General features: G+C 50.7%; 19 protein-coding genes. 15 read left to right on the plus strand and 4 right to left on the minus strand.

What is annotated here, in order from left to right; translation table 11 throughout:
* Positions 1 to 96: 96 nt before the first annotated feature.
* The 5 genes from lepB (at position 97) to rnhB (ending at position 4,544) form a co-directional block, all read left to right on the plus strand.
* The gene (gene lepB / locus AC23NW_RS04170) at positions 97 to 1,266 is read left to right on the plus strand and encodes a signal peptidase I (protein ID WP_487447916.1); all 1,170 of its coding nucleotides are present in this window, start codon (positions 97 to 99) and stop codon (positions 1,264 to 1,266) included.
* Positions 1,267 to 1,362: 96 nt separating this feature from the next.
* Positions 1,363 to 1,800: a nuclear transport factor 2 family protein gene (locus AC23NW_RS04175; protein ID WP_487447918.1), complete on the plus strand. Its 438-nt coding sequence runs from the start codon at positions 1,363 to 1,365 to the stop codon at positions 1,798 to 1,800.
* Between the two features lie 108 nt (positions 1,801 to 1,908).
* The gene (locus AC23NW_RS04180) at positions 1,909 to 2,838 is read left to right on the plus strand and encodes a hypothetical protein (RefSeq protein WP_487447920.1); all 930 of its coding nucleotides are present in this window, start codon (positions 1,909 to 1,911) and stop codon (positions 2,836 to 2,838) included.
* Positions 2,839 to 2,868: 30 nt separating this feature from the next.
* Positions 2,869 to 3,921: a VWA domain-containing protein gene (locus tag AC23NW_RS04185; protein WP_293844638.1), complete on the plus strand. Its 1,053-nt coding sequence runs from the start codon at positions 2,869 to 2,871 to the stop codon at positions 3,919 to 3,921.
* 35 nt (positions 3,922 to 3,956) lie between these two features.
* Complete coding sequence (rnhB, locus tag AC23NW_RS04190) at positions 3,957 to 4,544, plus strand: ribonuclease HII (RefSeq protein WP_487447922.1); 588 nt, start codon at positions 3,957 to 3,959, stop codon at positions 4,542 to 4,544.
* 8 nt (positions 4,545 to 4,552) lie between these two features.
* Here the strand turns inward: rnhB and AC23NW_RS04195 are convergent, their stop codons facing one another.
* The 4 genes from AC23NW_RS04195 to AC23NW_RS04210 all read right to left on the minus strand — a co-directional run bounded on the left by AC23NW_RS04195 (position 4,553) and on the right by AC23NW_RS04210 (position 10,115).
* A complete protein-coding gene (locus AC23NW_RS04195) occupies positions 4,553 to 5,065 on the minus strand; it encodes a DUF2480 family protein (RefSeq protein WP_487447924.1) in 513 nt (170 codons plus the stop codon).
* 143 nt (positions 5,066 to 5,208) lie between these two features.
* Positions 5,209 to 5,826 (minus strand): superoxide dismutase, encoded by a 618-nt coding sequence (locus AC23NW_RS04200; protein ID WP_487447925.1) that lies wholly within the window; start codon positions 5,824 to 5,826, stop codon positions 5,209 to 5,211.
* A gap of 142 nt (positions 5,827 to 5,968) precedes the next feature.
* Positions 5,969 to 6,406 (minus strand): nucleoside deaminase, encoded by a 438-nt coding sequence (locus AC23NW_RS04205; protein WP_487447927.1) that lies wholly within the window; start codon positions 6,404 to 6,406, stop codon positions 5,969 to 5,971.
* Positions 6,407 to 6,470: 64 nt separating this feature from the next.
* Positions 6,471 to 10,115 (minus strand): Ig-like domain-containing protein, encoded by a 3,645-nt coding sequence (locus AC23NW_RS04210; RefSeq protein WP_487447929.1) that lies wholly within the window; start codon positions 10,113 to 10,115, stop codon positions 6,471 to 6,473.
* A gap of 588 nt (positions 10,116 to 10,703) precedes the next feature.
* Between AC23NW_RS04210 and AC23NW_RS04215 the strand changes: the two genes are divergently transcribed.
* The 10 genes from AC23NW_RS04215 to AC23NW_RS04260 all read left to right on the plus strand — a co-directional run bounded on the left by AC23NW_RS04215 (position 10,704) and on the right by AC23NW_RS04260 (position 21,548).
* Complete coding sequence (locus AC23NW_RS04215) at positions 10,704 to 11,537, plus strand: MotA/TolQ/ExbB proton channel family protein (protein ID WP_293837355.1); 834 nt, start codon at positions 10,704 to 10,706, stop codon at positions 11,535 to 11,537.
* Positions 11,538 to 11,578: 41 nt separating this feature from the next.
* A complete protein-coding gene (locus AC23NW_RS04220; RefSeq protein ID WP_487447931.1) occupies positions 11,579 to 12,208 on the plus strand; it encodes a biopolymer transporter ExbD in 630 nt (209 codons plus the stop codon).
* Between the two features lie 61 nt (positions 12,209 to 12,269).
* Positions 12,270 to 12,806 carry an ExbD/TolR family protein gene (locus AC23NW_RS04225; protein WP_487447932.1) on the plus strand — a complete coding sequence of 179 codons (537 nt, stop codon included), beginning with the start codon at positions 12,270 to 12,272 and terminating at the stop codon, positions 12,804 to 12,806.
* Between the two features lie 2 nt (positions 12,807 to 12,808).
* Positions 12,809 to 13,645, plus strand: coding sequence for an energy transducer TonB (locus AC23NW_RS04230; protein ID WP_487447934.1), 837 nt, complete (start codon positions 12,809 to 12,811; stop codon positions 13,643 to 13,645).
* Positions 13,646 to 13,749: 104 nt separating this feature from the next.
* Positions 13,750 to 13,971: a hypothetical protein gene (locus tag AC23NW_RS04235; protein WP_293837359.1), complete on the plus strand. Its 222-nt coding sequence runs from the start codon at positions 13,750 to 13,752 to the stop codon at positions 13,969 to 13,971.
* A 60-nt stretch (positions 13,972 to 14,031) separates the two neighbouring features.
* Complete coding sequence (locus tag AC23NW_RS04240; RefSeq protein WP_487447936.1) at positions 14,032 to 14,967, plus strand: PstS family phosphate ABC transporter substrate-binding protein; 936 nt, start codon at positions 14,032 to 14,034, stop codon at positions 14,965 to 14,967.
* A gap of 89 nt (positions 14,968 to 15,056) precedes the next feature.
* A complete protein-coding gene (locus AC23NW_RS04245) occupies positions 15,057 to 16,805 on the plus strand; it encodes a tetratricopeptide repeat protein (protein ID WP_293837361.1) in 1,749 nt (582 codons plus the stop codon).
* Positions 16,806 to 16,977: 172 nt separating this feature from the next.
* The gene (locus AC23NW_RS04250) at positions 16,978 to 17,559 is read left to right on the plus strand and encodes an adenylate kinase (RefSeq protein ID WP_293837362.1); all 582 of its coding nucleotides are present in this window, start codon (positions 16,978 to 16,980) and stop codon (positions 17,557 to 17,559) included.
* A gap of 121 nt (positions 17,560 to 17,680) precedes the next feature.
* The gene (gene obgE, locus AC23NW_RS04255) at positions 17,681 to 18,700 is read left to right on the plus strand and encodes a GTPase ObgE (protein WP_487447939.1); all 1,020 of its coding nucleotides are present in this window, start codon (positions 17,681 to 17,683) and stop codon (positions 18,698 to 18,700) included.
* 40 nt (positions 18,701 to 18,740) lie between these two features.
* Positions 18,741 to 21,548 (plus strand): T9SS type A sorting domain-containing protein, encoded by a 2,808-nt coding sequence (locus AC23NW_RS04260; protein ID WP_487447940.1) that lies wholly within the window; start codon positions 18,741 to 18,743, stop codon positions 21,546 to 21,548.
* Positions 21,549 to 21,654: the final 106 nt, after the last annotated feature.

Consider the following 21,654-nt stretch of genomic DNA (forward strand, 5'->3'; position numbering starts at 1 on the left):
CTATATTGCCACTGGTGTAGAATGCCTGCCCGCCGAAGCCGCAGGCCTTTATCTTACAGATTCTTGTGGTCTATTTAACCCTTCAGACAAAAGCTTATGTTTGGTAAGAAACCGGCAACGGCTGAAAAAAAGCCCCATGCCCGTAAATCGCCGCTGCGCGAATGGATTGATTCTGTGTTGTTTGCGGTCGTAGCCGCGACCCTTATCCGTTTTCTGGTCATGGAGGCATTCGCCATTCCGACCCCGTCGATGGAAAGCAATCTGATGGTGGGCGATTATCTGTTTGTCAGCAAGCTACACTACGGCAGCCGGACGCCGCAGACACCGCTCCAAATGCCGCTGACCCATCAGAAAATCTGGGGGACCAACATCCCGTCGTTTAGTACGGCTATTCAGCTGCCAACGTTCCGGTTGCCGGGATTTACGCAGGTAAAGAACGGCGATGTGGTTGTTTTTAACTATCCGCCGTTGCGTCCCAACGAACCCGATTATCCGAAAGATCTCCGCACGAATTACATTAAGCGGTGTATCGGGATTCCGGGGGATGTGCTGCAGATCAGGCAGGAGCAGGTGTTCATAAACGGAAAAGCCGCTGCCTTGCCGGAACGGGCGCAAACCACGTGGTTTATGAAAACCACCGAGGTCTTGGACGACCATTTTTTCCGGCAGTATGCTATTGTCAACGATTTTAATTCGCCGGAAGGGCCGTTTATCAACTGGCAACCGGTCGAAGTACAAAATGCTGCCACGAAAGCGTCTGAGCTGATCGGATACCGCATTAATACCTCCCGTGCAATGCTCGACAAAATTAAGGCACTCGACTGGGTGAAAGGCGTTGAGCCACTGACCGAACCGGCGGGACAAACCGGGCCAGGCATTTACGGAAGCTCCGTCTACGCCTGGAATCAGGACAATTTCGGGCCGTTGACAGTACCGAAAAAAGGCATGACAGTGCCCGTAAACCGCGAGACGATTGCGCTCTACGGGCCGGTGATCAGCCGCTACGAAGATAATGCCAATGTTGTACAGACGCCCACGAGCATCACTATCGGCGGCAAAGCCGTAACGGAATACACCTTTAAGCAGGATTATTATTTTATGATGGGTGATAACCGCCACAACTCAGAAGACTCCCGTTACTGGGGCTTTGTGCCGGAAGACCATGTAGTCGGCAAAGCGGTATTTGTCTGGATGTCAGTGGATCCGGCGCCCGAAAATGTCTGGCACAAGATCCGCTGGAACCGGCTGTTCCGTGTGATCAATTAGTAATTATGCTGGCTGATTAAATAATAAATTTTTAATATTTAATTGTTATTTTTTTTGATAAAATTGTCGGTAATCATTTAAAAAACGTTTAATGAGATGAAAAAAGTAGTCTTTACAGCATTCGTTTTGGGGCTGGTCAATGTAGCATTCGGGCAAAGTAATGCGGCGAATAATTCCGTACCGGAAACCATGTCAAATGTTTTTTTCAAAGCCTTACAAGAGGAGGATACCGGTACGATGAGTAAAATTCTGGCCAATAATTTTCAGATAACCAACGCTGATGGCCAATCTGCCGATAAAGATCTGATTGGACAGGCATTAAGCGGAGGTCATTTAGTAGTTGATGCTGCCACAACGAGTGATGTCCAAAGCCGGCTTGTGGGCGCGAATACCGGCCTGGTAACCGGCAAGGTTAAGTTCAAGGGTAAGCTACAGAATCAGGCATTTGATAATACGCTGGTTTTTACAGTAATATCTATTCAGGAGGGGGAAACCTGGAAGGTCTCGGACGTTCGTTTGATCAGTGCAAAGTAAGTTCAGATACGCTGTCAGCTGCTTTATAATTTGCGCCCACCCCATTGCCGGGGTGGGCTTTTCTTTGGGAGTTTGCGTATTTTGCGAAGCTATTGACGAAAAAGATTCATGCGGCAGCAGATGATCCGGTTTCTGGGGATTGCCTTTATAATGGCTGGTTTCGGGTCGGCATACGCCCAGAATCAGCCCATTGGCCGTTTCTTACAGGATACCGTAGTTGTTGGCGAACCGTTTCAGTACGCCGTCAGCTACCGGCATACGCAGGCACAGGACATTCTGTTTCCGGATACAGCCCGCGCGTTTTCGCCGTTTCTGGTGAGGAGTATCAGTGTCTTCCCGACGCGGACAGATCAGGGAACCAGCCGCGACAGTGCTGTTTATACGCTGGTTACGTTCGAAACCAAACCAACACAGACGCTACAGGTACCTGTCCTGATCATCGGCGAAGCAGACAGTACGGCATTGTACAGCGATCCGGATACGGTCTACCTGCGGTCGAGTCTGCAGACAAACCGGCCCGACACACTGGCTTTAGCTACTGAAACACGGATTTTACCCGTCCGTCAGCAGTTCAACTATCCGGCGCTGCTGATGGTAATTGGTACGTTGCTGGTCATTGGCGGGGCGATCTACCTGCTTTTCGGGAAAAGCATCCGGCGTCAACTGCGGCTATACCGGCTTCACCAACGGCACCTCCGCTTTTTGCAGGAATATAACCGGCTGATCCGCAGCATTGACGCTGATAGTGCTACCGATAACGCCAACAGAGCCATTGTGCAATGGAAGCTGTACCTGGAAGGGATTCAGGGCGAGCCGTTTACGTCGATGACCACGCGGGAAATTGCGGAACGGATTACTGAAAATCAGCTGGGCCGGATCCGGCAGGGTACTGCCGAGTTGGTTGAGGCGCTGAAACAAACCGACCGTATGATTTACGGCGGCGTGTTCAGTCCGCAGTCGGCGGCGGCCCTGCGGTTATTGCGGGATGTTGCCATTCAGGTATACGATCGCCGGCGGGCGGCCATTCAGTATGTTTAACAACACTTACGACAGCTAAAAAGAGGACGCATGGAGCCCTGGTATTCAATACACTGGTTAACCGTTGAGCAGTGGCAGCAGTTCCGCTTTGCCAACGGCTGGGTATTGTACACCATTCCGGCCCTGCCGCTGCTGTTTCTTTTCCGTGTACTGTTAGGCCAGGGGCGTTCGCAGAAACTAAACGTATCGACTGGTACGTACCTGTATGTCAATAGCTTGCTTGGCTGGTTACGGTTTATTACACCTGCCTCGTTTTTCCTCGGTATCAGCCTGATTCTGGTAGCGCTGGCCCGTCCGCAAATTGTCCGCGAGCAGCGGATTGAGCAGTCAGATGGCATTGACATCATGCTGGCGCTGGATGTTTCGTCGTCTATGACAGAAACCGATCTGGCCCCGAACCGGCTGGCTGCTGCCCGGCAAATGGCGCAGATGTTCGTAAAGGGACGTAAAAACGACCGCATCGGGCTGGTCGTGTTTGCCGGCGAGGCCTTTTCGCTTTGTCCGCTCACCACCGATTATGCGTTGCTGGATCAATACATTGCCGATCTGAGAGAGAATATGATTCCCGCCACAGGTACGGCTATCGGCGATGCCATGGCGCGCTGCATTAACCGGATGCGGGAAACCGAGCTGCCGGCTGTGACCGATACTACCGCAAAAAAACGGACCAAAGTGGTCATTTTGCTCAGTGACGGGGAAAATACGGCTGGCAACCTTGACCCGGTTACGGCGGCAAAACTGGGCAGGGCTTTTGGTATCCGGATTTATACGATTGCGGTTGGGAAGGTGGAGGCAGGGGCGGCGGCGCGGCGTGATAGCTTACTGGCCACGTCGGCGGTAGATGAGGGTGTGCTGAAAACCATCGCCCGGATCGGTAACGGGAATTATTTCCGGGCAACTGATGCCAAACGGCTGGAAACGGTTTTTAAGGAAATTGACCGGCTGGAAAAAGCCCCGGTGCGCACCCAGGTGTATGAACACGTACAGGATTTTTACCGTATTTACCTTTATTGGGCCATCTGTTTTCTGCTCTTCACGCTGTTCCTGAAAAACACCATTTTAGCTAATATTCTTGAAGATTAACCGGCGGCAGACCTTATCTGTACCGCCTTTTGCGCATGCTGAAAGCCTCTTACAACGAACATTATATTGAAGCAGGACTCGACGAAGTCGGGCGGGGGTGCCTGGCCGGCCCCGTGGTTGCTGCGGCCGTTATTCTGCCGAAAGGTTACGTACATCTCGGCCTGAACGACTCTAAACAATTGTCACGCACACAGCGCGACCGCCTCCGTCTTGATATTGAACGGGATGCGCTGGCATGGGCAGTGGCCGAAGTGTCGAATCAGGAAATTGACCGGATCAATATCCTGAAAGCGAGTTTTCTGGCCATGCACCGCGCGCTCGATACCATCATGGCGGCCGACGGCGTTAAACCCGAACACCTGCTTGTGGATGGTAACCGCTTTACGCCTTATCCCATGATTCCGCATACCTGTATCATCAAGGGCGATGCGAAGTTTATGCCGATTGCCGCGGCCTCCATTCTGGCCAAGTGTTACCGCGACGACCTGATGGAGCGGCTCGGTGTCTTGTTTCCGCAGTATGGGTGGGCCCGGAATGCGGGTTATCCGACACCGGTCCACCGCAAAGCCATTCAGGAACATGGCCCCTGCGAATGGCACCGGATGAGTTTCCGGCTTATCTGAGAGCTTATTTACACTTTCGGGCGTTTGTACAGCGGGACGGTACTGCACGGCTCACCGAACATCAGCGCCTGCACAACCGGCTTCAGCCTGCGGGTAATTTCAACATAGGCTGCTGTTGGTACGGCTACTTTGGAGCACCCTTTCACCACCACGCGGGTATCCTGGTAATCGTCCGGATTGATGGTAGCGATAGCATCGAAGTAAAGTTTTTCTTCCAGATCCTGCAATGAGCCGAAAACAATGGTATTGGCATACGGCTGCAAATGCAGCGTGAGCAGCATATAAGCCCAGGTCGGTACAATAGCATCTTCAGAGCATGTAACAGCGACATTTTTACCGGCATACTGGCTCCAGTCATGCGTTTTCAGAAAGGCCCGGTAATCCTTTTCTTTCAGGATCAGGCCCATAAACAGGTTATCCTTCAGATCATAAACCACCCGCTCACCGGGATGGTAGTAATCTTCGAGGTCAAGGGTAATCAGGCCGCTTTGGGCCACCCGGTTAATGATTTCAGTCTCCATGCCTATTGAGCGATTTAGTGAGTTGGCGAAACCGGCTGAGGGGATTCAATTGGGTTAACAGCGGGTTGGACCGAGAAGGTTTCGCCGGAAACAGAAAAGCCCGGTCGGGGGGGACCAGGCTTCGGGTTTGTATACCGGACTGATTAAGCGCTTTGCTTAGCCGATTGATAGCGTTTTTCAGCGGCGTTCCAGTCAACTACATTCCAGAAAGAAGAGATGTAGTCCGGACGACGGTTCTGGTACTTCAGGTAATAAGCGTGTTCCCACACATCAAGGCCGATGATCGGGAAACCTTTCGCGTCGGCGATGTCCATCAATGGGTTGTCCTGGTTTGGCGTTGAGGTAACAGCTACGCCGCCGTCAGCCGTAACAATTAACCATGCCCAGCCTGAGCCGAAACGGGTTGTAGCCGCTTTTGTGAATTCTTCCTTAAATGCGTCGAATGAACCGAATTTCTGGTTGATTGCTTCAGCCAGCTCGCCGGTTGGTGAACCGCCGCCATCGCCTGACAAAATGTTCCAGAATAAAGTATGGTTATAATGACCACCCCCGTTGTTACGCACGGCAACCGGATATTTGCTGATGTTAGCCAGCAGGTCTTCCAGTGACTGGTTTTCCAGCTCTGTACCGGCAATTGCGTTGTTCAGGTTTGTAACATACGCATTGTGGTGCTTACCATGGTGAATTTCCATAGTCTGCTTGTCGATATGCGGCTCGAGTGCATCGCTCGAGTAGGGTAGTGGTTCTAATACAAAAGCCATTGTTTGTAAGATTTAGGTTGACATTAATCTCATCTGGGTTAACACGAACTTATTCGTATAAGTTTTTAGTAATATGATTTTTTACGTTTAATTGTTGATAGACAGCATCTTAAAGGTAAAAAATAGATTATTTGGCCGGTGTTTATTTCCGGAGCCGCCGGAAAAAAGCCGTAAGTAGCTCCTGGCAGTCTTCCGCCAGAATCCCCGTTGTCAACCGCGTTTTAGGGTGTAACAAGGAAGGCTGAAACCGGGCATAACCCCGCTTTTCGTCGGAAGCACCGATGACAATCCGGCCGATCTGCGCCCAGAACAGAACGCCTGCGCACATCACGCAGGGCTCCAGTGTGACATACAGCGTGCAGTCGGGCAGGTATTTTGACCCTAGGTAATGAGTTGCCGCCGTAACCGCCATCAATTCGGCATGGGCAGTTACATCGGTTAGCTGCTCGGTCAGGTTATGGGCTTTGGCAATGACCCGGTTTTGACAAACGATGACCGCTCCAACCGGAATTTCTCCCTTCCCGGCAGCCAGTTCCGCCTGTTGCAGAGCCAGGTTCATGAAATACTCGTCGGAGAACATAGGGAGCTTAGGGCGTAGGGCGTAGGGCTTAGTGTTAACCCTATGCCCTACGCCCTACGCTCCGTTACTGCTTGAGAATGCGGCGGAAGGTTTTGCGGTCGCCCACCTGAATTTTCAGAATATACATGCCGGTTGGCTGGCTGCTCAGGTCGAGCTGTGTCTGCCGGTTCCGGGTAGTGTGTTGTACGGCAGTGCGTCCGGTAAGGTCAGTTAATTCAATAACCGCCGGATTTTTTTGCAGCGCCACATCAATATCAATCGTCAGGCCTGCTGCCGTTGGTACCGGATAGGCCTTAACCGAGGTGCCGAGTAAATCGTCTTCAACACCCAGTAATGGCAGGACCTGTACGGTAATGGCAGTGCCTGATACGGTACCGGTACCACAGTTATTGCTGACCGAAAGTAACCGGTATGTCGTTGTTTTCAGCGGCCGGATGTCAAGCCGGTGCGGGTTGGCATTGGTCTGAATGGTCTGGTTGCGCAGGCTGTCGTTGTACACAAACGTCCACGGACCGTCGCCGGTAAACGTAATGCTAAGGCTGCCCGGACTGCCTTCGTACACGCTGGCAGGGCCGGCCATGACCGCCGTCGGATAAGGCCGGACATAAAGTACTGTCGGGCTGTTCTGACCAAGTACCGGAATCGACGGGTTGGTACCGATGACACGGACAAAATAAACCCCGCCGGCCTGTGAAGCCGGTACCGTAGCGACAATCGGTCCGATGGTCGTTGCTGCCGAGATGTCCACAAATTTCTTAGAGGTGGTATCTGCCAGCTGCACTTTGAAGGCATTGCCGGCATTAAACTCGCCCGATGTCGTGAACGGCACAGAGAAACTCAGGCCCGCACAAAGCGTGGTTGTTGTAAGACCGCTGGTGGTGATTGTCGGAATCTTGACCGTTACGGTGGCGGTAGCCGGGTTACCTGGCAGACCGCTGCCGCATACGTTGGATACGCTGGCCACCTGGAAAATAGTGGTTTGTGCCGGTGTTACGTTCACCGTTGACAGGGTATCCTGTGCGACGCCGAAGGTTCCGTCAGAGAGTGTATAGCTAAATGGCGGCGCTCCGGTAAACTTCAGTTGCAGCGGCGCGCTGATTCCCAGATTCACCGTGGTTGAACCAAGCAGCGAAAGCGTCGGGTTGGTATTAACAATCAGCTTGATGGATGCCCGGGCACTGGCGCAGCCATTCTGCCCGATCTGATACACGTAGAACAACCGTCCGCCTGCCGGCGTTGCGTTAAGCGTGAACGGAGTTGGTGCTTCATTGGAAAGCGTCCCGTTCGGATCGATCCAGCGGAGGCTGGCGCCTGTCGCGGCAACGGCTGTCAGCGGAACCGCCACGTCATTCCGGCAATAGGTAACGGTCGGAATTGGCGTACCCGGAACCGGCGTACTTTGAACGGTTACCTGTAAGGTAGCTTTTGAGCTTTCGCAGTTATTGACCGTCTGGGTTACCTGATAATTGATCACCGTTGCCTGATTGATAGGTGGTGTCGGGGCACTTGGGAACTGATTCCCGTCCACATTATACCAGCGCAGGTTAGCACCGGTTGCATTCACCGGGGATACGCTTTGTGCCGGCTGATCCTGCTGAATCTGGCAATACGCAACATTCGAAACATTCGGAGCCGGTGGCAGCGCAATGATGGTTACCGGCAACGTGGACCGCGGGCTTTCGCAGCCATCCAGTGACTGACTTACCTGGTAATTAAACGTACCGACGTTGTTGGTCGGCGGAGCCGGTGAGCCTGTAATGCTGTTGCCGTTCGGATCGAACCATCTCAGGTTTGTACCGGACGCGATGAGTGGCTGAGACGGGGCATTGTTACAAATGTTGACGGCTGTCACACCAGGCGCGCCCGGTGTCGGTTTCACGCGGACACTGAGCGTACCGCGAGCACTTTCGCAGCCATCCAGCGTCTGGCTTACGTAATACGTGTAGGTTACGTTACCAACGTTGTTTGGGGGTACCGGTGCATTTGCCGATGCTGTTCCGCCCGAAGAACTGCCATACCAGTTGATGGTCGCGTTTGTTACCGGTGTAGCGGTTAGTGTAGGGGCTGTGTAATTCTGGCAGAAGGTTGTTTCCGCCGTTCCCGGCACGCCTGGTGTAGTTTTCACGGTTACCGGAATGGCCAGTCGTGTACTTTCGCAGCCGCTGACCGTCTGGGTAACGTAATAGTTGCTTGTACCCGGCGTACCTGTCCCCGGGCGTGGCGCCACTGAGCTTGACGTGCCGCCGGTTGCATCCGTACCATACCACCGCAGGTTCTGCCCGGTTGCCGAAAGTACCGCCGCCGTTACACCCTGACAATAAGGCGAAACACCCGCAGCTGTTGGTGCGGCAGGCACCGGTGAAATATTGATGTTAATGGTAGCTTTACCACTTGTGCAGCCGTCACCTGTTGTCTGGGTAACGTAATAGGTGATAGTACCGGTAGTCGCCGTTGGCGGGGTCGGAGCCGCGGTCAGGACATTATTAGAAGCATCATACCAGGTCAGATTCTGGCCGCTGGCGGTTAATTGCTGGGCCGGTACATTCTGGCAATACTGGGTTGAGCTGGTTACAGACGGGGCTACGGGAGAGCCATTCACGCGGATGGCATATAGTGATGGCGCACCAAGACAGCCATTGGCGCCAACCTGACGAATGTAATAATTGTATGGCGCTGAACGGGCAATATTAGGCGGTGTCGGCGTCGGAATCTGAATACTACCATCCGGATCAATATACCAGCGGATTACTGCTGAACTGTTTACTGACAAGGAGCTCGGCCGGTTGGTTTCGCAATAGGCAATGGAAACCGGTGCCAGCTGCCCCGGCGATTCCAGCACGGTATAGGTCATGGTGGCCCGTCCGCTTACACAACCATTGTTATTTTGCTCAACTTTATAGGTGCTTGTGCCCGCGCTACCTGCTGAAACTGTTGGAGCAGCCCCGTTATTAGGGAGTAAATTATTGTTACCGTCGTACCACTTATATTGACTGCCGTTAGGGCTGAGCAACTGATCCCCACTGCCCTGACAAACAGTCTGAGACGCAACTGTTGGTGTTGCCGGCGTAGTAGTAATATTGACATTAACCTGCGTATTGATGAGACTAACACAACTACCGACCACGGCCTGGGCAGTATAAGTACCTGCAGTCTGGGTTGGGTAAGACGGTCCGGATCCTACCAGGGTACTGCCCGAATACCAGCGTATAGACGACCCGCTGGTGCCGGAGGCAGCCGTCAGCGAAACGGTTTGCCCGCTACAGATCGGGCTGCTGGTTGGGCTGGCGATGCCTGCTGAAGGTTGAGCAGGACGTGGATTGATAGTCATAACGACGGCGCCGGTGCTACCGGTTACGGCAGGGCTGTTCGATACTACCCGCACCCGATAAGCCGTTCCTGCCGGTGTGCTGAGTGGAATGTTACTGCCAATGGCACTAGTAACGATGCTGCTAGTGAATGTATTTGTCAGTGTACCGATAACGGTAGGTGCGGAAAAGCTTCCTGATGCATCGGAAAGCTGCGCCTGAAAAACAGTACTGCCGGTAAATATACCGGTAAATGAGAAGGGAACCGAAACGGCGTCACCCCCGCAAAAACTGTTGGTGCTTACAGATCCTGTGCTGATTGTCTGTGCAAAACTACTGCCACTGCCAATCCAACACACGAACACAAGCAATCGTAATAACCAGTAAAGCTCTCTTTTTTTCATGTAAAATTACAAGAGGTAGTTTTGGGCTTAAAGTTAGTCAGGTTTTATGATAATCTGCTTTGAACCTATCATATACTACACCGGATACCGGCTGAATCCGCGCGGCTTACCGGCGGAAAGACCGGGCATTCTGAAAAAAAAGAAATTTTTTTGTGGAATGCCGCCGGCTGCTGCATCTGGTAAGAAAAGGTGCTTCAGTTGCCTTGTAACAACGTATGGGAGCATCATCCGATGAACCTTAACAATTATTTTATGAACAAAGCACCCCCATAAAATCCAAATTAATTTGTGCTGAAGATATGCTCTTTGACATTTTGTTAAGCTGAGAAACAAGGGCTTATTAGCCAATATGTAACTGGTCTAAGGGGCAAAATAAAGTTACTATTGTGCAACAACGGGCTGGCGAAGCAACGTATGAAGTAAAATTTTGACGGAAAGATTTGCATTAGATAATCTCCAAATTGATACTTTTGTAGTAATCTGAAAGGAAACCGCCCAAAATTTTATTTCAGAAATCACAACAAATTTAAAATTTTCACTTTTTTTGCCAGCAAAACCAAGTTTCAATTTAACCCTACAGTAAGTTCAATGAAAACACAAACTCCATCTTCAGCACCCGCCAAAGCAGCAGCTCCTAAGAAGAAATCAGGTGGCTTGAACCCAGCTTTTGTGCTTCCGGTTCTTTTAGCTATCGGTATTTTGACTTACATCTTCGTTTTTGGTGACGGAAGCCACTTCCAGGAAGGTGACAACACGAAAGAACCTCTGCCAGGCGACTACTTCGGTACCGTTTACAAAGGTGGTTTCATCGTACCTATTCTGTTTACGTGCTTCCTGACAGTATTGGTGTTCTCGATTGAGCGTTTCATCACTATCGGCCGTGCTAACGGTTCAGGTTCGATCGATGATTTCGTTCGTAAAGTGAAAAGCCAACTGGACAAGAATGAAGTTGCCGCTGCTATTCAGGAGTGTGACCGTCAGAAAGGTTCAATCGGTAATGTTGTTAAAACTGCGCTGTTAAAATATCAGCAGCTGGCAACAGACCCTGAGCTGAACAAAGAGCAGAAGCTGGTAGCGCTGCAGAAAGAAGTAGAAGAAGCGACTACACTGGAGCTTCCAATGCTGGAGAAAAACCTGACAATTATCGCGACGCTGGCATCAGTATCTACCCTGATCGCCCTGTTAGGTACCGTACTTGGTATGATCCGTGCCTTCGCGGCCATGGGTGCTACCGGTCAGCCTGATACAGCCGCCCTGTCAACAGGTATCTCTGAGGCCCTTGTAAACACGGCCCTCGGTATCGGTACAGCGGCGATCGCGACGATCATGTACAGCTACTTCACCAGCCGTATCGACGTACTGACGTACAACATCGATGAAATTGGTCTGAGCATCCAGCAAAACTTTGCTGCTCACTATTAATCCTGTGCCTCTGAGGCCAATTAAACCGAAACGAACGCAATATGCCTAAGGTCAAAGTAAAACGCGCTAGTTCCGCGGTAGACATGACGGCGATGTGTGACGTGGCGTTCCTTCTGCTGACATTCTTTATCCTGACTGCCCAGTTCCGGGCACAGGATGCAGCAACGATCGAAACGCCATCATCGATCTCCGGCATTAAAGTTCCTGATAAGGATATCATGACCATCGCTCTTGACAAAGACGGTAAGGTCTACTTTGGTATCGACAATCAGCAACACCGCCTGGCTATGCTCGATAACATCGCTTCAGAAAAAGGAATTTCCTTTACTGACAACGAAAAGAAAGAATTCATGCTGATGTCAAACTTCGGTTTGCCGATCAACCAGCTGAAATCTTATCTGTCGCTGGAGAAAGAGCAAAAAGCAAAAATCAAGCAGGCGGGTATCCCGACTGACTCGACTGGTGCAGGTCCGTCAAACGAATTGAAGGATTGGGTTTATAACGCCCGTAAAGCCAACAACGATCTCCGGATCGCATTGAAAGGCGATAACCTGGCGAAGTTCCCGAACTTCAAAAACGTACTGGCTACGCTTCAGGCGCAGAATATTAACAAGTTCAACCTCATCACCGGTACTGAAGCCCCGCCAGCCGGCTGGAAGTCAGACGAATAATAAACGTTGAAGTCATAAGGTACAGCTTACACACCCTGTAAGCTGAACACTTTTCGAAACTATGGCAGATATAGACACCTCCGGTGGTGGTGGTAAGAAGGGTGGTGGTAAAGTCCGCAGTAAAAAGGCGTCAACCCGCGTGGATATGACCCCAATGGTGGACCTTGGCTTTTTGCTTATCACTTTCTTCATTCTTGCTACCACCTTAAGTAAGCCGTCGTCAATGACGCTTAACGTGCCGGACAAGACAAAAGAAGAGAAAACGGAGCCTATTAAGGCCTCCAACGTAATGACGATCTTCCTGGGAGACGATAATAAAGCCTATTCTATTTTCGGTAAAGCAGCCAATGAAGATCCGGAAATTAAGACTACAGGCTATGGGTATGAACTGCGTCAGTTGATTCAGAACAATGCCCGCAGTGTTCCAGGAGACAAGTTTGTCGTTGTAATTAAGCCAACTAAGCAAGCCAACTATCGTAATATGGTTGACGTACTGGATGAAATGGCGATTACAAAAACAAAACGCTATGCACTTGTGGATGAGTTGACGGCCGATGAGAAGAGTCTTCTCAAGGATAAAGCAAAATTAGATATCTAACCATGGCAGAAGCAGTAGCAATTGATCCAAAAGCAACGCTTGATGATATAGTCTTTGCGAACCGGAATAAAGCCTATGGTGCGTACTCGCTGCGGAAAGAATATCCGAAAATTGTAACCCGTGCGCTCATCATTGGTGGTGTACTGTTTACGTTGGGCGTACTTTCTCCGACAATCATCAGCGTTCTGACGCCTGAGGCTGAAGAGCAGGCAATGGTTGAGGTTGACCTTATGAAGTTACCTCCTCCGCCAATCGATCCGAACGAACCGCCGCCACCGCCGCCGCCACCGGTAGAATTACCGAAGGTGAATACGGTGAAGTTCCTTCCGCCGGAAGTAAAACCGGATGAAGAGGTTCCGGAAGAAACACCGCCTCCTGCTGTTGAGGAACTGAAAGAAGCCGTTGCTGCGGAAAAAACGCAGGAAGGTGATCCTAACGCTGAAGAGGTTATCGTAGCACCGGAAGAAACCGCTGCCCCTACTAAAGTAGAAGCGGCCGTTGAAGCCCCTGCTCCGAAAGAAGAAGAAGTATTTACGATCGTAGAACAGCAGCCTGAATTCCCGGGCGGTATGGGCGCTCTTGGCCAGTTCTTGGGCAAGAACATCCGCTACCCGGCCGCTGCACAGCGGGCTAACATCTCAGGCCGCGTATTCGTAAGCTTCGTTGTCAATACTGACGGAAGTATTCAGGATGTTGCTGTGTTGAAAGGCTTAGGCTTTGGTACGGATGAAGAAGCCATCCGGGTTGTTAAATCAATGCCGAAATGGCGTCCTGGTAAACAGTCGGGTCGTGCGGTACGGGTAAAATACAACCTGCCTATCAACTTCACACTGGAATAACCGGATCTGATACGATGAGGATTTTCCTCTGAATCAACAAAAAGGGTGGTCACTGTCATGGTGATCACCCTTTTTAACTCTCTGCCTTTCCGGCAATTAAGACTATGCAACAACGAAGCCGTGTTCCCGAACGCCTTACCCTGATTATTGCCGTACTCGCTTCGGTGACCTATCTGGGAACGGGTATTTTTTTGATTGTTACCACTGATTCCTACTGGATCCTGCCGCCGCCGGGGGTATTACGATACGGCCTGGCCGTGCTGCTGATAGCCTACGGAGCCTTCCGTACATTCAGGGCCTATCAACGGTTCCGGGAAGAATTTTAACTACAGAAGATACATTAAACCATCAGGGTATTTTCTGATCTAACAGATAACATGTATCTAATGAAAAACGGACTTAAAGGTATTTGCCTGGGACTGTTGATTGGCGGAATGTCAGGTTGTTCGGGTAATCAGCCCCTCGACTCACCGTCACGCGGGACAATTACCGTAGCAGTAGATGAATCGTTTAAACCATTGGCAACGCAACTGACAGATGCGTATTCCGGAATTTATCCGGAGGCTCATTTTGAGCTTAAATATCGTCCGGAACGTGAGTCAATTGCCATGTTGCTTAAAGATAGTGCGCGCCTGGCGTTTACAACACGCCCGTTGACAAAACAGGAACAGATCGCTTTTGATCAGCAAAAAGTTATCGGTAAGGCGGTGAAAATCGGCACAGACGGCGTGGCACTCATTGTAAGTAAAAGCAATCGTGACAGCCTGATTACGATGACTGAGCTAAAGGGGATTTTCTCCGGACAGCTGACGCAATGGCCTCAGTTAAAGGGGGCTACTGAATCAGGGCTGATCACCCTGGTATTTGATAACAGTAACTCAAGTAACCTGGATTTTATATTACGCACGTTTTCGGTAAGTGATGTCAGTAAATTACGGATATATACTGCCCGTTCGAATCAGGATGTGATTCAGTATGTCCGGAAAAATCCGACAGCACTTGGCTTTATTGGCGTTAACTGGATTAGTGATGGTGATAACCCGTTAACGGGTGAATTATCGGCTGATTTGCGTGTTCTGGGGGTTTCAGATAAAGACAACCCTACATCGTTAAAGGATTATTATCAGCCGTTTCAACGGAATCTTGGTCTGGAAACGTACCCGCTGCGCCGGCCTGTGTATATTCTGAGCCGGGAAACACATCCTGGTCTGGGCAGCGGACTGATCAATTATATTGCACGGGACGCCGGTAGTTTGCTCATCGAAAAATTAGGTCTTTGGCCTGTTAAGCCATATAACCGAGTGGTTTATATCAGAAAGTGAGTAAATTTTTTGGTTTGCCAGCAATTTTTTAGATTTGCTTAATGTTTCTTAGTAACACAACTTTTTTCCAATTTCTCAACCTGAATTGCATGATGAAAATGCATAAAAAGTCGCTTTTGGCGGCTCTGGTTATCGGTGCTACGTTTACAGCACCCGTGTTTGCGCAGGATGTACAGTCTGGTTTAAAAGACCTGGAATCGGAGCGGTTAGCGAAAGCGGAGCAAACGTTTACCCAACTGGCAACAAGTGCTCCTACTGCGGAAAATCAATTCTATTTAGGTTATTATTATCTGCGCACCAATCAGCCTGACAAAGCAAAAGCTGCTTTTGAGAAAGGCCTGTCTGTTGACCCTAAAAACGAATTAAATAACATCGGGTTAGCTGGTGTTGCACTGGCGAAAAAAGATGCGCCTGCCGCTATTGCGTTGACTGACAATGCAGTGAAGGCAACGAAAGGCAAAAACATGGATGTTCTGTTCCATGCCGGTGAAGTCTACACATTGTTCTATGATGACAATGGCGTAAATGATCCTGCCAAGGCGTTGTCGTACCTGGAAGCAGCCGCTAAGCTGGATAAGAAAAACACAAATGCTGAGATCAAAATGGCTATGGGTGACGCTTACTTCATCAAAAATGATGGTGGTAGCGCTGTGAGCCGGTACGAAGATGCGTTGATGATCAGCCCTAACCTGGCAGAAGCTAATTACAAAATCGGTCGTCTGTACCTGCGTGGTAAGCAGTACAAACTGGCTCAGGAATATTTTGACAAGGCGATTGCCAACGATCCTGAGTTTGCACTGACATACCGTTCCCTGGCTGACGCTCTGGCGGGTGCACGTGCCTACAAGGGCGCTGCCAAAAACATGGAGCTGTACGTACAGAAAAGTGGTACGACTGATCCTGAATACCTGACTAACGTAGCTAAGTTTTACTTCCTTTCTAACGATTACCTGAAAGCAATCAGCTATCTGGATCAGCTGAAAGGCAAAGTAAACGATCCGATTATTGATCGTATGTATGGCTGGGCTTATTCTGCACTGGGCAAAACAAGCCAGTCAATCGAAGCGCTGAACCGTTTTATTGCTGCTGCGCCTAAAAAGGTTCTGTACGATGATTACGTGTATCTTGGTCGTGCGTATGGTCAGCAGGGTACACCGGAAGGTGATTCGCTGAGCGTCGTATACTTACTGAAAGCTGCTCCTGAAGATACAGTGGATAACCTCTATCGTGAGGCTGCCCAGAAGCTTTACAGCATGAAGAAGTACGAGAAAGCCGGTAACATGTACCTGAAGTCAATCAGTGCCAACCGCGCTCCGGCTAAGGCTGATTACATCTTCAGTGGTGTATCGTTCTATACAAACGGCCTGCAGGCTGCCCGTGCCTATGCAAGTGATACCGCTATGGCGCGCTCAGTACGTAAGCAGAACATGATGCGTACCGACTCGGTTTTTGCGAAACTGGCAGAAATTGACTCGGCCTATGCTTCATCATACTACTATCGCGCTCAGGCAAACTATTATGCGGCTGCCACATCGGCAGAAGCATTGAGCAACCGCGCATTTGTCCCGTATGCCGAGAAGTTCATCGCGCTGGCAGGTAAGGAAATCGCTGCTGATGCTGCTAAACAACAACAGTATTCGAAAAACATGATTTCTTCATATCGTTTGCTGATCGCAGATGCAATTGCCCAGAAGGATGATGCAAAAGCGAAAAACTACGCAACGGAAATCCTGAAGCTTGATGCCAACGACAAGGCCGCAAAGGAACTGATTGAAGGGCCTGCAACGCCACCTGCCGCAACACCGGCTACAGGAGCGAAGCCGGTTAAGAAAAGCTAAGGGCTATTCCGTTACTGAGGCTATAACAGAAGGCAACCCCACAAGGGTTGCCTTCATTGTTTTGTCCAAAAAATAAAAAGGCTCAGGTGATAGGATTGACAACTATTATTTTCGCGTTGGTGTCTTAACTTTGCGAAAAAAAAGTTACGGACCTTCACCCACTTTTAGTCTAATGCTTAATCTTGTACTTTTTGGCCCTCCGGGCGCAGGCAAAGGCACCCAAAGCGAAAAGTTAATCGAAAAATACAAGTTAGTACACTTGTCAACCGGTGATTTGCTCCGGTCGCAGATTGCTGCCGGAACGGAATTGGGCCTTAAAGCAAAGTCGCTGATGGATCAGGGAATTTTAGTACCTGATGAGGTTGTTATCGGCATGATTGACAGCAAACTGAACGAAAATCAGGCTGCGGCTGGTTTTATATTCGACGGTTTCCCACGGACAGTGCCTCAGGCAGAAGCACTGGATGTGCTGTTGAGTCAGTATAACACCGGTATTACTACCATGGTCGCACTGGTGGTGGAAGAGGAAGAATTAACAAAACGATTGTTGCTGCGCGGGCAGACATCAGGCCGTCCTGATGATCAGAATGAAGCACTCATTCGCCGGCGGGTGACGGAATATAACGAAAAAACAATGCCTGTCGCTGGCTATTACGAGCAGCAAGGTAAGTACGTTGCCATCAACGGTATTGGTGAAATTGAGGCTATTTTCGGCCAGATTTGCCATGCTATTGAAGCGGCAGCGCAGTCATAGACGATGTGACGGATAAATTAACAGATTAATTGAAGGCTTTTGATCCGTCACTGGGGTTAAAAGCCTTTTGTTACTATGTTATCCCGGTCCGGCATCGCTGAGTGACAGGCGAAACAGAAAGATGGCATCTTCAAATTTTATTGACTACGTAAAAATAAATTGTCGCTCCGGTGCAGGTGGCGCAGGATCTGTGCATTTTCGCCGCGAAAAGTACGTTGACAAAGGCGGACCCGATGGGGGGGATGGTGGCCGTGGGGGCCATATTATCCTGAAAGGAAATGCGCAGCACTGGACACTGCTGCATTTAAAATACCAGAAACACATCAAGGCCGAGTCAGGTCATGGCGGCGAAGGTGGCCGCCGGACAGGTGCTCAGGGGGATGATGTATTTATTGAAGTTCCGCTGGGAACCATCGCCCGTCATGCCGAGACCAATGAGGTGCTGGGCGAAATCACCGAAGACGGGCAGGAAGTGATTCTGCTGCCGGGCGGCCGCGGTGGTCTGGGGAACTCTCATTTCAAGTCGTCGACCAAACAGGCTCCGGATTACGCACAACCGGGCGAACCTAAGCAGGAAGCCTGGATTATCCTCGAATTAAAATTACTGGCCGATGTGGGACTTGTTGGTTTCCCGAACGCCGGAAAATCAACCTTGCTGTCTGTATTATCGGCAGCCCGCCCCGAAATCGGCGATTATCCGTTTACAACGCTTGTTCCGAACCTTGGTGTAGTCTCTTACCGTGATTATAAGTCATTCGTGATGGCTGACGTTCCGGGTATTATTGAGGGCGCATCACAGGGAAAAGGACTGGGTTTACGCTTCCTGCGCCATATCGAACGCAATGCTGTTCTGTTGTTTCTCGTCCCTGCCGATGTAGAAGACATCACGGCCGAATACAAAATATTGCTGAACGAACTACAGCAGTATAATCCGGAACTGATGTATAAGAAGCGGCTGCTGGCTATATCCAAAACCGATATGGTAACTGACGAAGAGCTGGCGGCACTCAAAAAAACACTCCCGCCGAACCTTACCTGTGTCTTTATTTCTGCGGTTCTACAGCAAGGTCTGTCTGAGCTGAAAGATGCTATCTGGCAGACAATTACGGACGTGCCTGAAACATTACCGACACTGTCGTAGTATAGGTTATTGCGTTTAACTGGTTCAATTTTCCGGGTGTATGATAAAAACCATGCTTGTCTGGCTGGTGGGGGTACTTGTGACCGCTCCGCTGCTACTCAGCGCTCAACAGATTCAGGTTACTTTTCCGACAACACGCGCCGTTTTTCAGCGTAATAACGCTAATGTTGCCACATTGCGGATCGCCGGTTTCTATACAGTACCGGTAACACGCATCGAAGCAAAAATGACGGCCCGCGACGGGCAGGGAGCAAGTACTGACTGGCGGGTAATAGAAGCAAATCCGGGCAAGGGTGTGTTTACAAACGACCTTTCCGATATCCGGGGAGGGTGGTATAATCTCGAAGTCCGGGGGATGAATAACGACCAGCAGGTCGCCTATACCCTTGTCGAACGTGTCGGGGTTGGTGAGGTGTTTGTCGTGGCCGGCCAATCAAACGGGCAAGGGACAGATTGGCTGCTCAGAAGCGCACCAACTGCCGGTGATGACCGTGTGAATTATGTAACTGCCGGATCGGATAAGCAGGATCTGGCTGATCCGGGTTATCCGGAGTTCCGGCAGCTGAATCAGGATAATATCAACAACCAGCCGTTTATAAGCCCGCGCGGCTTTGGTTCGTGGTGCTGGGGAATGCTGGGAGACCGGCTGGTGCAGCGCTTCGGCGTGCCGGTGCTCTTTATGAATGCCGCGTGGGGGGGCACGTCGATCGGTAACTGGCGGGAAACTGCCGCCGGCGGCACTGCCTACAGCGTGTATGTAAGCGGCCAGGCTTATCCGCAGGGGCAACCCTATGCGAATCTCCGGACTGCACTGCAGTTTTATACAAACCTGCTGGGCGTCAGGGCAGTACTATGGCATCAGGGCGAAGCAGATACCTATGTGGGTACCGGTACCGATGAGTATGTCCGCAGCCTGCGCTATATCATTGATAAAAGCCGGCAGGATGCCGGGAAGAGTATTGCCTGGGTGGTCTCGCGGGTATCGTATGAAAAAGACGGCGGTATACCCGGCGGAAAAATACGGCCTGAAATCATTAATGCGCAGAACCAGATCATCGCTCAGGGTGGCAATGTATTTGCCGGACCATCTACCGATAACATTCAGGTACCACGGAGCCGCGCCCCCTACTTTGACGAAACACACTTTGATGCCAACGGCCTGGTAGAGGTCGCCAATGCCTGGAGTGCCAGTCTGGACGATAACTTCTGGAATAATTCACAGCCACAGGCACCCGGCAGCCTGGCCAGTGTGTCGATTGACTGCGCCGGAAACAATAGTCTGGGTATTACCGTAAATGGCTCTTACAGCTCAATACTCTGGGAAGGGCTGAACGAAAACGGGCAGGTTGTGAGTCTGGACGCGGGTCAGCGGCTGGTAAAGGGTGGCAGTAATATCCGGTACCGGGCGAAACTAAAGGACGGTCTGGGCAATACAAGCTATTCGGCTGCTGTCCGGATTGCCGCCCCGCCGACAATAGCGCTTTCGGGCCCCGCTACATTTTGTGAAGGCGGAAACATCAACCTGACGGCAAGCTACGACAACAATATCAGCTGGATAAATCAGCAGACAAATACCAGTGTATCCACCAGCAAGGTGCTGAACACAAACACGTCAGGCAGTTTCTATGTGCGTTACCGCGATGTCAGCGGCTGTGATTTTACATCGGATGTACAAACGATCCGGGTGAATCCGTTGCCGGCTGCCCCGGCTATTACCAGCGACCGTTCGGCAACGTTCTGTCAGGGGGAAAGCACTGCATTACGGACAACTACCGGCGGGGTACGGTATAACTGGAGTAACGGCGAAGGCAATCAGGCCATCGAGGTCAGGCAATCGGGTAGTTACTTCCTAACGGTTACCGACCAGAATGGCTGTAGCTCAAACCGCTCCAATACCATTAATGTGGTTGTCAATAATTTGCCGCAGACGCCGGTTATCCAGGCGGGCGGGCCGACCACATTCTGCGCCGATCAGCGGGTAACACTGACCTCGACGGAAGAAAATACCTACCAGTGGAGTAACGGCCAGGCAAGCCGAAGCATTACCGTGAGTCAGGCGGGGGAATATTCACTACGGACGCGGAACGTATTTAACTGTTTATCGGCACCGTCTAATCCCATTACAGTCAATGTTAATCCGTTGCCGGATGCACCGGTGATTTCGGCGCAGGGACGGACAACCTTCTGCGACGGAAATCAGGTGACCCTGGCGGCGGCAAGCCCGTTAAACGCCATCTGGTCAAGCGGCGTCACAACGCAGCAACTGACGGTGAAAACCAGCGGCACCTTTACCGCGCGGGTACAGGATAACAACGGTTGCCTGTCGCCGTTCAGCAATGCTATTGCGGTAGATGTGAAACCGTTGCCGGCCGTACCACAGTTGCAGCAGACGGGTACATATACCCTTGACGTAATCAACAATGAACCGAACACCGGTTATAACTGGCGCTACAATACCGATTCACTGACGGTGAAAACCAGTTCGATAAAAGCCGGCCGGACGGGCAATTACAGTGCACAGGCTTACCGGGCCTATGCCCCTGACCTGACATGCTATTCGGCTTACTCGCCGCTGCTGGCCTTTATTCTGATTGAAAACAATCAGGGGCTCAGTATTTATCCGAACCCGAGTGCGGATAAGAAAATCACCATAGAAACGTTAACGGATGTAAAGAACGCAGCCGTCCGGATTTATACACTGGCCGGTCAGGAAGTACAGCTTTATCAGGTTACAGACTTCTCCGAACGACGCCCGTTTGACCTGAGCAGCCTGCGGTCAGGATTTTATATTATTCAGGTTCAGGCGACCGGATTCAATGTCGCAAAACGCGTCTTCCTTGGATTTTGACAAATATGCAGAAATGGACCTCTTTAGGCATGTTACTTGCCGGGTTTGTTATTTCAATGCAAATGGTGAATTTTGTCAAAAGTGTGGCATTACCGAGGTGAGCGGT

The organism is Arsenicibacter sp. R0_47 (assembly GCF_057652235.1).

What these genes read in the sequence shown, in the direction of transcription:
- lepB (WP_487447916.1), top strand. Translation starts at nt 97, where the DNA reads ATGTTTGGTAAGAAACCGGCAACGGCTGAAAAAAAGCCCCATGCCCGT.
- AC23NW_RS04175 (WP_487447918.1), top strand. Translation starts at nt 1,363, where the DNA reads ATGAAAAAAGTAGTCTTTACAGCATTCGTTTTGGGGCTGGTCAATGTA.
- AC23NW_RS04180 (WP_487447920.1), top strand. Translation starts at nt 1,909, where the DNA reads ATGCGGCAGCAGATGATCCGGTTTCTGGGGATTGCCTTTATAATGGCT.
- AC23NW_RS04185 (WP_293844638.1), top strand. Translation starts at nt 2,869, where the DNA reads ATGGAGCCCTGGTATTCAATACACTGGTTAACCGTTGAGCAGTGGCAG.
- rnhB (WP_487447922.1), top strand. Translation starts at nt 3,957, where the DNA reads ATGCTGAAAGCCTCTTACAACGAACATTATATTGAAGCAGGACTCGAC.
- AC23NW_RS04195 (WP_487447924.1), bottom strand. Translation starts at nt 5,065, where the DNA reads ATGGAGACTGAAATCATTAACCGGGTGGCCCAAAGCGGCCTGATTACC.
- AC23NW_RS04200 (WP_487447925.1), bottom strand. Translation starts at nt 5,826, where the DNA reads ATGGCTTTTGTATTAGAACCACTACCCTACTCGAGCGATGCACTCGAG.
- AC23NW_RS04205 (WP_487447927.1), bottom strand. Translation starts at nt 6,406, where the DNA reads ATGTTCTCCGACGAGTATTTCATGAACCTGGCTCTGCAACAGGCGGAA.
- AC23NW_RS04210 (WP_487447929.1), bottom strand. Translation starts at nt 10,115, where the DNA reads ATGAAAAAAAGAGAGCTTTACTGGTTATTACGATTGCTTGTGTTCGTG.
- AC23NW_RS04215 (WP_293837355.1), top strand. Translation starts at nt 10,704, where the DNA reads ATGAAAACACAAACTCCATCTTCAGCACCCGCCAAAGCAGCAGCTCCT.
- AC23NW_RS04220 (WP_487447931.1), top strand. Translation starts at nt 11,579, where the DNA reads ATGCCTAAGGTCAAAGTAAAACGCGCTAGTTCCGCGGTAGACATGACG.
- AC23NW_RS04225 (WP_487447932.1), top strand. Translation starts at nt 12,270, where the DNA reads ATGGCAGATATAGACACCTCCGGTGGTGGTGGTAAGAAGGGTGGTGGT.
- AC23NW_RS04230 (WP_487447934.1), top strand. Translation starts at nt 12,809, where the DNA reads ATGGCAGAAGCAGTAGCAATTGATCCAAAAGCAACGCTTGATGATATA.
- AC23NW_RS04235 (WP_293837359.1), top strand. Translation starts at nt 13,750, where the DNA reads ATGCAACAACGAAGCCGTGTTCCCGAACGCCTTACCCTGATTATTGCC.
- AC23NW_RS04240 (WP_487447936.1), top strand. Translation starts at nt 14,032, where the DNA reads ATGAAAAACGGACTTAAAGGTATTTGCCTGGGACTGTTGATTGGCGGA.
- AC23NW_RS04245 (WP_293837361.1), top strand. Translation starts at nt 15,057, where the DNA reads ATGATGAAAATGCATAAAAAGTCGCTTTTGGCGGCTCTGGTTATCGGT.
- AC23NW_RS04250 (WP_293837362.1), top strand. Translation starts at nt 16,978, where the DNA reads ATGCTTAATCTTGTACTTTTTGGCCCTCCGGGCGCAGGCAAAGGCACC.
- obgE (WP_487447939.1), top strand. Translation starts at nt 17,681, where the DNA reads ATGGCATCTTCAAATTTTATTGACTACGTAAAAATAAATTGTCGCTCC.
- AC23NW_RS04260 (WP_487447940.1), top strand. Translation starts at nt 18,741, where the DNA reads ATGATAAAAACCATGCTTGTCTGGCTGGTGGGGGTACTTGTGACCGCT.